8 protein-coding genes and 2 tRNA genes are annotated in these 10,798 nt (G+C 52.3%); 6 read left to right on the forward strand and 4 right to left on the reverse strand.

Translation table 11 applies throughout. From position 1 onward, the window contains the following. The 4 genes from Q0X57_RS05520 to feoB form a co-directional block, all read right to left on the reverse strand. Positions 1 to 1,125 (reverse strand): M20 aminoacylase family protein (locus tag Q0X57_RS05520; protein WP_297728787.1); only part of this gene is annotated, 1,125 nt, incomplete at its 3' end. 29 nt (positions 1,126 to 1,154) lie between these two features. Beyond that, complete coding sequence (locus tag Q0X57_RS05525; protein ID WP_297728789.1) at positions 1,155 to 2,621, reverse strand: MFS transporter; 1,467 nt, start codon at positions 2,619 to 2,621, stop codon at positions 1,155 to 1,157. 110 nt (positions 2,622 to 2,731) lie between these two features. Then, positions 2,732 to 2,914, reverse strand: a complete 183-nt coding sequence (locus Q0X57_RS05530) for a FeoB-associated Cys-rich membrane protein (protein ID WP_007364668.1) — start codon at positions 2,912 to 2,914, stop codon at positions 2,732 to 2,734. A 15-nt stretch (positions 2,915 to 2,929) separates the two neighbouring features. Continuing rightward, positions 2,930 to 5,455, reverse strand: a complete 2,526-nt coding sequence (feoB, locus tag Q0X57_RS05535) for a ferrous iron transport protein B (protein ID WP_297728795.1) — start codon at positions 5,453 to 5,455, stop codon at positions 2,930 to 2,932. A 425-nt stretch (positions 5,456 to 5,880) separates the two neighbouring features. Here feoB and Q0X57_RS05540 point away from each other — a divergent pair, with 425 nt between their 5' ends. From Q0X57_RS05540 to Q0X57_RS05565, 6 genes are all read left to right on the forward strand, one after another. Then, complete coding sequence (locus Q0X57_RS05540; RefSeq protein ID WP_297728798.1) at positions 5,881 to 6,777, forward strand: NAD(+)/NADH kinase; 897 nt, start codon at positions 5,881 to 5,883, stop codon at positions 6,775 to 6,777. A 192-nt stretch (positions 6,778 to 6,969) separates the two neighbouring features. After that, a tRNA-Glu gene (locus Q0X57_RS05545) sits at positions 6,970 to 7,041 on the forward strand. 74 nt (positions 7,042 to 7,115) lie between these two features. Next, on the forward strand, positions 7,116 to 7,367 hold the full coding sequence (gene rpsT, locus Q0X57_RS05550) for a 30S ribosomal protein S20 (RefSeq protein WP_007364674.1): 252 nt from the start codon (positions 7,116 to 7,118) through the stop codon (positions 7,365 to 7,367). Positions 7,368 to 7,444: 77 nt separating this feature from the next. Continuing rightward, positions 7,445 to 7,516, forward strand: a tRNA-Glu gene (locus tag Q0X57_RS05555). A gap of 241 nt (positions 7,517 to 7,757) precedes the next feature. After that, positions 7,758 to 8,030 carry an HU family DNA-binding protein gene (locus Q0X57_RS05560; RefSeq protein ID WP_297728801.1) on the forward strand — a complete coding sequence of 91 codons (273 nt, stop codon included), beginning with the start codon at positions 7,758 to 7,760 and terminating at the stop codon, positions 8,028 to 8,030. Positions 8,031 to 8,749: 719 nt separating this feature from the next. After that, on the forward strand, positions 8,750 to 10,324 hold the full coding sequence (locus Q0X57_RS05565; RefSeq protein WP_297728804.1) for an Rne/Rng family ribonuclease: 1,575 nt from the start codon (positions 8,750 to 8,752) through the stop codon (positions 10,322 to 10,324). The last annotated feature ends 474 nt before the right edge of the window (positions 10,325 to 10,798 follow it).

The raw sequence follows: 10,798 nt of genomic DNA on the forward strand, positions 1-10,798 counted from the left end.
GACCCAGTAGGAGGCTCCGATCGGGAGCAGTTGCTTGTTGAAGATAAACTTAGGGTTGTGCACCATCGGGGTTTCGCCATTACCTATCATTAGGTAGCAGCCCCGCTGCTTCTGGAGCATGAAGGCAAAGTCCTCGCTACTCATATAGCGTGCGCTGGGGTAGACGACTCGCTCCTCGCCAAAGGTCTTGCGAGCCACCTCGGCAGCATAGCGTGTCTCCTCCTCGCTATTGATCAGGACAGCTCCAGGCTGCCCCTCAGTAATCTCATAGGCACAGCCATAGCTCTCGGCTTGGTGCTGCGTGATGGTGCGGATCCGCTCCAGTACCTGGACGCGTGTCTTAGGCTCCATATTGCGAATAGAGAGCCTGAGGGTAGCACTGTCGGGGATCGTATTTCCCGTATCCCCAGCGAGGAAGGCACCGATAGTCACTACGCTGTGATGCCAGGGGGAGACATTGCGTGAGACGATGCTTTGCAGAGCTAAGACAAGCGAGGCGCCTGCGACGACGGGGTCGATGCTAAGCTCAGGCATAGAGCCATGAGAGCCGCGGCCCATGAGCTTGATCTCCCAGTTATCCACGGCAGACATCATCTCGCCAGAGCAGAAGTGTAGCGTTCCAAGGGGTAGACCGGGCAGATTGTGCATCGCATAGACAGCGTCTACGGGAAAGCGCTCGAAGAGCCCATCGGCGACCATCGCTGCGCCGCCCTGCATGGTCTCTTCGCCGGGCTGGAAGATGAGCGTGAGCTTGCCATTGAAGTAACCGCTCTCGGCCAATTGCTTGGCGGCTCCGAGGAGCATCGTCGTATGACCATCGTGTCCGCAGAGGTGTGCGTGTCCTGGGATGCGACTGCGGTAGGGGAGGTCGTTTTCCTCCTGTATGGCTAGTGCGTCAAACTCCGCGCGGATCCCCAGAGAGCGCGTCCCCTCGCCACGCTGCATCGTAGCTACGATGCCAAGCTTGCCGATACCCTCCGTCACTTCGTAGCCAAAGTCTCGTAGTCTCTCGGCGATGATGCGGGAGGTATCGTACTCTTGCATAGCTGTCTCAGGAGCTTGATGAAAGCTCTCAAACCACTGCTCCATATCTCGGCAGATGGCTTCACTTATCTTAGATTTCATAGTCGTGTGTGTCTATATGTTAGTTGTTTCTACGCCTCAGGTTGCTTCTTTTGCTTAGGTATTGTCAAGGCGATGGAGAGGATAGCGAGGAGGAGCAGGACGATGTTGAAGGTCATCGTCACCATCGCTGCGTGACGGAAGTTGAGATTGCCCTGCTGCCCCACGAAGTTGATGAGATTGCCAAGAAGCTCGATCGGCTGTCCAGATACTTGGATGCCATTATAGATGGCTTGTGATATAGCTAGTCCGAAGGCTGCTCCAAGGGACGAAGCCATCTTGTAGATGCCTGAGCCTTGTCCCGAGAGGTCTCGTGGTAGGCTCGAGAGTGCCGCATCGGTCGAGGGTGTCGCATAGAAGGCTAGCCCAGTACCAAAGAGGACGTACGCCACGCCCGTCAGGATCATATAGACGCCTGTCATGAGTTGCGTCTGCGACATCAGGAGGACTGAGACGATGATCAGCATACAGCCCCAGATCATTGGCTTGCGAGGACCAAAGCGCTGGAGGAGTTTCTCACCCACACGGATGAAGAGCAGGATGGAGACACCGTAGCCGATGGTTAGGTAGCCAGCAGTGGCGGGATCGATGCGACCGCCTTGCTGTAACACGCTGAGTGACACGACGAGAACGCCTGCAGTGGCGTTGAGAATCAGGTTTGAGATAGTTGCTCCTGTGAAGGTTTTATTGCGAAAGAGGGCAAGGTTCATAAAGGCTCCCGCACGTCCCAGCTCGACCTTGATGAAGACTACGATTGCAATGACCGACAGTGAGATAGTAGAGAGGGAGGCGACACTGAGCCATCCCCAGACGGGCGCATTGGCGATGAATAGTTGGAGCGACAAGATACCTATGAAGAAGGCGACGAAGCCGAAGATGTCAAATCGTTTCGCTTGCTGCTGCTCGGCACGACTCTCGGGAAGCCCCTTGATGAGCAGTAGCCCTATGATCGCAAATAGGGCGCAAACGTAGAAGATAGCGCGCCATCCCAAGGTGCTAATCATAAAGCCCCCGAAGAGTGCGGCAAAGCTTGAGCCTCCCCACGTACCCATGCTCCAAAGACTGACTGCACGCTGTCGCGCCTTGCCAGACCAGTAGACACCGAGGAGGGCTAGCGAGGAGGGCATGATGCAGGCTCCCGACACCCCTTGCAAGGCTCTACCCAAGATGAGGAGCGGAGCTGTCAGGGCGCTCTGAGCAGGTGTCAGCGCAATAAGTAGTGCCCCCAGGATAGCTGTGTAGAAGCCCCAGCGAATGAGCTTGACGCGTCCGAAGCGATCCGCCAAGCCTCCGAAGACGACGATAAATAGTCCACTCACCAGCGAGGTGACCGACACAGCAAAGCTGAGTGTTGAGATGGAGAGTCCCAGCTCCTTGTTCATATCCACATGGATATTGAGGAGCGTCATGGCAAAGAGCCAGAAGGAGAGCAAGCCAAAGATGAACCCAAAGAGGACTCGGTCGTTGCCTTGGTAGGTTGTAGGGGAAGTCTGTTGCATACTATAATAGGAGAAGCGCATTAGCTCGCTTTCTGAGAGCTAAAGTACGCTTTTTTCTTCGGTTTCTCCAATAGGATACCGACAGGAGAGTTGCGGGGTGCGGTGCAGACTTAAGCGCAGCAGTCTCTCTTGGGTGACTTCTTTGGAGTAGCGACCTTGCTATGGTGGCATGCGGAGCAACCTGCGCAACCTGTGGCTCCTCGGGGGCGACGGATCAGTCGCCACAAGCTACGGACTATGTAGAGCACCGTGACAACAATGATGAGGAGTACAACGATTGTTTGCAGATCCATGGCGACACCTATTACTTATATAATGAGTAGTCCTATCAGTCGTGCCAGATAAGCCACGATCCAGGCTAGCACGCAGGTGTAGACGACCACAAAGAGTCCCCACCAGCCACTGTTGAGTTCCTTAGAAACCGCCACAACCGTGGCTACGCAAGGCATATAGATGAGCACGAAGATAAGAAAGCATATGGCTATCAGTGGCGTGTAGAGAGGCTCACCCGTCACGGGGTCCTTCTCTTGGCGCAGCTGTCGTGAGAGCGCCGAGCTACCCACGGCAAAGTCTTCGCTATCCTCGTCCACCGCTTCACTGCCCGTATAGATGACGCTGAGGGAGCTGACGACCACCTCTTTGGCTGGTAGTCCGGCTACGAGTGCCACGCTGAGCTTCCAGTCGAAGCCGAGCGGAGCTAGGACGGGTTGTACCGTTTGACCGATGCGTCCTAGGTAAGAGCCCTCTTGCTGCTCCATGTGTGCCTGTCGCTCTATCGCAGCAACCTGCTCACTGCGCTCGCTCTCAGAGAGCGTGCTCTGCTGCTGCACCTGTGCTATCTGCTCATCAGCACGAGACATTACCTCCTCACGAGGATAGTAGCCCAGCGCCCAGATGATGACCGAAGCCACGAGGATGACCGATCCCATCTTGTGCAGATACTCACGCGCCTTGTCCCACATATGTATACCCACGGCACGTGCCATCGGGATGCGGTAGGGAGGTAGCTCCATAACGAAGGGAAGATCCTCCGACTTGAAGAGCACTCGGCGGAAAAGCTTCGCCAGTAGGAAGGCTAGCAGCACCCCAAGAGCGTAAAGTCCGAAGAGGACCAACCCAGCACTCTGTGGGAAGAAGGTGCCCGCAATGAGTATGTAAACTGGTAGTCTGGCGCTACAGCTCATCAGCGAAGTGACTAGCACCGTGATGATGCGACTCTGTCGGCTCTCGATCGTGCGAGAAGCCATCACGGCGGGGACGTTGCACCCGAAGCCCATGATAAGCGGTATGAAAGACTTGCCATGCAGTCCCATGTGATGCATTAGGCGATCCATCAAGAAGGTCGCTCGAGCCATATAGCCCGTGTCCTCCATAATGGATATAAAGAGGTAGAGGATGAGGATGTTCGGCAGGAAGACCAGTACACCTCCCACACCGCCTATGACACCCGTCACCAGTAGGTCACGTAGAGGACCAGGACTCATCATCCCGTAGATCCAAGCGCCAAAAACGTCCACGCCCGCCTCGATCCAGTCCATCGGGAAGGCTCCCAAGGCAAAGGTCGCCTCAAACATAATAAAGAGGAAGGCGAGAAAGATCGGATAGCCCCAGATAGGGTGTATGAGGAGATTGTCTATACGATCCGTCATAGTGCGTATGCGCCGCTTGTTCGGACGGTAGGTCTCTCTGAGCGCACCAGCGATGAAGCCGTAACGCTGATTGATGATATAGTTCTCTAGATCCTCCTCGTTGGAGTGATTCTTGAGCAGTCTATTCTCCTCGTAAGCTGTGGCGGTGAGAAGGTATTCACCCTTCGGCTGCTGCTTGATAAAACTCTGTGTGTGCGGGTCTCCCTCGAGGAGCTTGACCGCTAAGTAGCGGGGAGATAGATGATCGGGGAAGGTCGCAAACTCGGTGAGCTTCGTCTGCAGGGTTGCTATGCTCTGCTCAAGGTCTGTCCCGTAGTTGATCTGCAGGAAGCGACGATCCGCATAGAGGTTTTCATCGACGAGCTGACGTACCTTGTCCAAGAGCTCAAAGACACCCACCCCCTTACGGCAGATGGTAGGCACCATGGGAGTACCTAGCAGATCGGAGAGTTGCTGTACGTCGAGTTGATTCTTCTTCTGCTCAAACTCGTCCCACATATTGAGCGCCGTAACCATCGGGATACCCATCTCACGCACCTGTACCGCAAGGTACAGCTGTCGCTCCAAGTTGGTCGCATCCAGCACATCTATGACCACGTCAGGACGTGTCTCCTCATTAGTCAGATAGTCTCGGATGTAAAGCTCTTCAGGCGAATAAGGCGACAGAGAGTAAGTACCAGGAAGGTCAATCAGTTCGTAGCGAACGCCTTGATAGTCAAAGTGTGCCTCCTTAGCCTCTACAGTAACTCCGCTGTAGTTGCCGACACGCTCATGCGCTCCGCTGGCATGGTTGAAGAGCGTCGTCTTGCCACTGTTGGGATTGCCAATGAGCGCTACCCGTAGTGAGCGGGTGATGGCGACACGCTCGGATCCCGTAACGCTTGCTGCCAAAGAGCCTGCACGCTCGTCAGAGACAAACGTATGTGTCAGTGGCGGTAGCTCCTCCGAGATAGAGTCTGAGTCAATGAGCTCTACCGTAATCAGCCCCGCCTCCTTGCGACGCAGCGAGACATTGTAGTCCATCAGCCGATAGTAGATAGGATCCCGCAGTGGAGCTGCCTGTATCACCTCCACTACCTGTCCCTGCACAAATCCCATCTCTAGGATACGCTTGCGAAAGGCTCCATGACCGCCTACCGATAAGATACGAGCTCGCTCGCCATTATGTAACTCCGACAACTTCATACGCCACAAAGATAGCTAAAGCTAGCCGAGCGTTCGATATGAGCGAATACCTAATACTAGGTACCATCTTTCATATTTGAGTAAGCAAAAGTGCTACTCTCGGCTTCTGACCTAAGAAATAGCGGGGTGGCACTTTCGTGAATGGTAAGTAGTCCAACGGCTCTACCGAGGAATTTCGGAATTCCTCGGTGGAGATCTTGAATTGTCCAGGGAGGAAACGAAATATTCTTCAGAACTTTTATTTCATTCTTCCGAAGTTTCATTTCATTCTTCCGAAGTTTCATTTCCCAGCTCCGTGGAGAATTTTCGTTTCCTCGCTGGAGATTTGCGATTTCCTCGGGCGTGGCGCATTTAGAGGTCGTAGGTTCAGTTGATGGGCGGTTGGGAGCTTTGGGGTCTCCCTGCTTTTCGGTACTTTTGTAGCGATGCAAGCAGATAGTCAGATGGATAGGCATAAGATAAACACGATAGCTGTGTATGGGAGCCACGCTACGATGCGTCTCACGGACGATGTGGCGGCACTCTTGACTGCACTGGCGGAGCACGGCGTAGACCTATATATAGAGACCCCGCTCTGGGAGGCGCTATCGCAGGCGGGCATCCCAGAGGGGTATCCACAGATGCGTCTAGGCGGGGAGACACCCTACGGAGACATCGCTCTAAGTCTCGGAGGCGATGGCACACTACTACGGGCTGTGCACAAGCTACGAGACGTGGAGCTACCCATATGGGCAATCAACTGTGGGCACCTCGGCTTCATGACTGAGATGGAGCCACAAGAGGCTCGACATCATCTAGACGATCTGCTTGCGGGACAATATAATATAGAGACTCGCACACTGATTGATGTAAGCGTGGCGGGGAAGCATGTAGGCACAGCACTCAACGACCTAGCAGTACAGAAACGAGAGACCGGATCTATCATCAAGATACGGGTCGGTCTAGACGGAGACCTACTCGCCGAATACGCTGCCGATGGCTTGGTCGTAAGCACCCCCTCAGGATCTACCGCCTATGCGCTTAGCCTAGGGGGACCCATCGTGACGCCTCAGTGTCAGACTCTGCTACTGGTGCCGATAGCTCCTCATACGCTCAATATGGCTCCACTCATGTTCCCCGACACTAGCACACTAACGATGACAGTCTCCTCGCTACATCCCACCTTCTCCATCGTAATAGATGGCAATCTGAGGGTCTACGACTGCGGAGTTGAGATTACAGCCCGCAAGAGCGACAAGAGAGCCCACCTGCTACGTCTCTCCCACAAGCCGTATACACAGGTAATTCGTGAGAAGCTCCTCTGGGGGCGTGACTTGAGATAAAAAGATTTCTCAGATTGCCAGACTTCTTAAACGTTTGCGAACTAGCGCTTTGCGGACTGTTTTTGGCACTATTGAGCTTTTTGGAGAAGATTTTCTTGCGAGAATCTTTTGTCGGAAGAAAAATTTGTATTACCTTTGCATCACAATTGCCCGAGAGCTGAACATTCAGGGGGTGATTGGCAAGTAGCTGCTGGCCCTTTCGTCTAACGGTTAGGACGTCAGATTCTCATTCTGAAAATAGGGGTTCGATTCCCCTAGGGGCTACGAGTAGATATGAAAGGCTCCACATATATAGAGTCTCGCATATTGAGTATACCTAGTAATTAAGTATCACAAGAATGGCAAATCATAAATCAACGCTGAAGAGAATCCGTCAGAGTTCCACTCGTCGCCTTCGCAATCGCTATGCGAGCAAGACGTCCCGCACGATGATTAAGCAGTTTCGTGCGATGACAGACCGTCAGGAAGCGGAGCAGGCTTTGCCCAAGGTGTATTCTACGCTAGATCGCCTAGCTCGCAAGAATATCATCCATCGCAATAAGGCCGCCAACCTGAAGTCTAAGATGGCTCTTCATCTCAAGTCTCTCTAGTCTACGACGACGTATCGCAATACGGTATCAGCTCGCTGAGGATATAACATTCGATTAAGGATACTGGCGCACGATTTGGCCCTTTCGTCTATCGGTTAGGACGCCAGGTTTTCATCCTGGAAAGAGGGGTTCGACTCCCCTAGGGGCTACTCAGAGCGCCTTGCCAGCCACCTCCCCTTTCCTCCAAGCCGTCTCATCACGCCAAACTGATACCACGCGAGTATATAACACAAAGAAGAGGAGTGTTCTTGGACAAGTCGAGAGCACTCCTCTGCTTCTTTTTTACGCTAGAGCAGGTTGTGTAAGTTGCTTAATGTACATTTGTCCACTCCTCTGAGTTGTATCAGACACATCATCGGAAATCATCATAAGACCCATTACTAAGAATACATGACTAAAGCAGAAATTGTAAAGAGCATCGCCGACACGACAGGCTTGGATCGACAGGAAGTCCTTCAAGTCGTAGAGGCCTTTATGGATACAGTGAAGAACGCTATGAGCCAGGGAGACAATGTCTACCTCAGAGGCTTCGGTAGCTTCGTTGTCAAGGAGCGTGCAGAGAAGACTGCTCGCAACATATCCAAGCAGACGACTATCATCGTACCCGCCCGCAAGGTTCCTACGTTTAAGCCCTCAAAGGCTTTCACAGGTATGATTAAGTAGTATACCAAGACATGAGCAGAGGTGGCTAGTCCCTAGGACGATCAGCCACAGATCTCACCACCTTGGATCAGTATAGACCAATTCAAAAGAAACAATTATGCCAAACGGTAAGAAGCACAAGCGTCGCAAGATGGCGACGCACAAGCGTAAGAAGAGACTACGTAAGAATCGTCATAAGAAGAAGTAGTAGACGAGAGGTCTAGGAGAGACCGCTGGTGAGAGTCCGTCTAGGCAAGTGAATCACCCTACGGAGTCCCACAGTCTACACGCTAGAGAGCCATCCGAGATGAGTGGCGATCTAATCTTAACGCACGAAACGTATCAAGCAAGCCGTCATGACCGACCTCTCATAGAGGAGAGGCTGGTTGTGGTTGGCTTCGTTGCATAGCAACTCATCCTATCATCCTGCAGTAGTCCCTCATACGCTGACTAGACTAGAGCCTGTAGCATCCCATTCTCAGGCACTCGGCATCAGCCCGAGGTCACGAGTACTACGGCAGCACTTGTAGACCGCCCCTCTCTGTGTATCTAGAGACAAGAGATACGCATAGAGACCAGCTACTCCAGTAGAGGTGTAGCGACTAGGTACTTCGATGGCTCACCAGCTCGGATCAGTGCAGCGGCACGGCGTAGCTATGAGACGGAGGAGAGAAGAGGCTCGGTCATACTAGACCTCTACACGTTTCCAATCTATTAATGCACAGATTATTTGAGACACCGTGAATAGTGAACTAATCATCGATGTAAAGCCCAAAGAGGTGTCTATGGCAGTGCTTGAAGACGGCGAGCTCGTAGAGCTACGGACGGAGAATAGAAATATCCGCTACGCTGTCGGAGATATCCTGCTCGGCGAGGTAGACAATGTCGTCAGAGGCAACAACGCCGCCTTCGTCAACATAGGTCCTATGAAGAACGGCTTCCTACACTACAATGATCTAGGCAAAGTATTTGGAGCGACCACCCACTTATTAGAAGATATAGCGGAAAAGAAGAAGGTCCCCCCCATCGACAAGGTCAAAGAGGGGGAACCCCTTCCTAAGGATGGTAACATTATCAACTCGGGACTCAAGAAGGGAGACAAAATCCTCGTCAAGGTGACACGCGAAGCCTTCGGAACCAAAGGGCCTAGTCTCTCTGCAGAGCTTTCTATAGCGGGCAGATTCCTAGTCTTAGTGCCCTTTAGCGATCAGGTAGCCATCTCTAGCGAGATACGCTCCACGGAGGAGCGCACGAGGCTCAAGACCATCGTGCAGAGCGTCATCAAGAGTGGCTATGGAGCCATCATTCGGACGCAAGCTGCGGGCAAGAAGACCCAAGAACTCGTCGAGGAGATGATGGATCTGATAGACCGATTTGAGACAAGCATCAAGAAGCTGGTCCGTGCTAAGGCTCCTGCTCAGATTTATGAAGAGCGAAACCGTGCTATCAACCTTATCCGAGACTCCTACAACAAGAGCTTTACCAAGATCGTCGTCAACGATCCTGACTACTACAAGGAGCTCAGAGGCTACGTAGCCGACATTGACCCAGGCAGAGAGCAGATTGTCACGCTCTATGAGGACGATAGTAAGCGTCCTCTCTTTGACACATGTGGTGTGACAAAGCAAAAGAAGACTCTCTTCGGGCGTAAAGTTACCCTGCGCAATGGAGCCAATATTATCATTGAGCAGACCGAGGCTATGCACGTCATTGATGTCAATAGTAGCAAGAAGGCTCGCAGGACTTCTGGGCAGGAGGAGACAGCCTTTGATGTCAATATGGCTGTCGCAGACCTCATCGCCCGTCAGATCCGACTGAGAGACCTCGGAGGTATCATCGTAATTGACTTCATCGATATGAATGAAGCAGCTCACAACAAGGAGCTATACGAGCATATGGTGAAGCTTATGGCAAACGACCGAGCCACCCACAAGATACTACCGCTGAGCAAGTTCGGTCTCATGCAGATCACACGACAGCGTGTCCGTCAGGCGACCATCATACGCACCGAGGAGACCTGTCCTACTTGTCAAGGCACGGGCAAGATCAAGACCTCCATCACCTTTACCGATGACCTGGAGGAGATGATAGCCCAGTTGACCACAAGTGACAAGCCGATCCGCAACTTCGCTATGCACCTACATCCCTATGTAGTGGCCTATATCAAGAAGGCTCCCCTACTGGGATCCTCTCTCTTTACTAAGTGGAAGAAGAAATACTCCAAAAACATCAAGCTGATCGAAGATCAAGATGTAGCACTCCTAGATTGCAAGATCTACGACAAGGATCGTAATCTGATCACTCTAGAGAAGTAACCAGCGAGCCGCACACCCTTCCCATGTGCTAGCTCTGATATAAATACGCAAAGAGTCCCTACGAGAGCACCTCTGCTCCCCGTAGGGACTCTTTTGTTATGTCTACCCGCCCTTGCCACAGGGCTGCGTATATTCAATTAAGAAATGCAACTCATACCTACAAAAAAGGATCGCACCCTAAGCACAATCCAACATATTATTCAGAGAAGCAGAGACAGGGCTGACGAATTATCTCTTGGCACTACACTAACTACGATTGACAACAACTCTGGGGGATGTGGCTTGAGCCTAGCTTCATAACGATATCGACACTCATACATCTCTATCTCCTGAGGAAATCTAGAATCTCCAGGGAGCAAACGAAAACTCTCCACGGAGGGACGAAATAAAACTTCGGAAGAATGAAATCAAAGTTCCGAAGAATGAAATCAAAGTTCCGAAGAATTTTTCGTTTCCTCGCGGAATAATCTAGAA

The organism is uncultured Porphyromonas sp. (assembly GCF_947254915.1).
In the GTDB taxonomy this organism is placed as follows: domain Bacteria; phylum Bacteroidota; class Bacteroidia; order Bacteroidales; family Porphyromonadaceae; genus Porphyromonas.

Bases quoted from the DNA above. Each gene is read 5' to 3' on its own strand.
- rpsT (WP_007364674.1), top strand. From the start codon at position 7,116: ATGGCAAATCATAAATCAACGCTGAAGAGAATCCGTCAGAGTTCCACT.
- Q0X57_RS05530 (WP_007364668.1), bottom strand. From the start codon at position 2,914: ATGGATCTGCAAACAATCGTTGTACTCCTCATCATTGTTGTCACGGTG.
- feoB (WP_297728795.1), bottom strand. From the start codon at position 5,455: ATGAAGTTGTCGGAGTTACATAATGGCGAGCGAGCTCGTATCTTATCG.
- Q0X57_RS05560 (WP_297728801.1), top strand. From the start codon at position 7,758: ATGACTAAAGCAGAAATTGTAAAGAGCATCGCCGACACGACAGGCTTG.
- Q0X57_RS05525 (WP_297728789.1), bottom strand. From the start codon at position 2,621: ATGCAACAGACTTCCCCTACAACCTACCAAGGCAACGACCGAGTCCTC.
- Q0X57_RS05540 (WP_297728798.1), top strand. From the start codon at position 5,881: ATGCAAGCAGATAGTCAGATGGATAGGCATAAGATAAACACGATAGCT.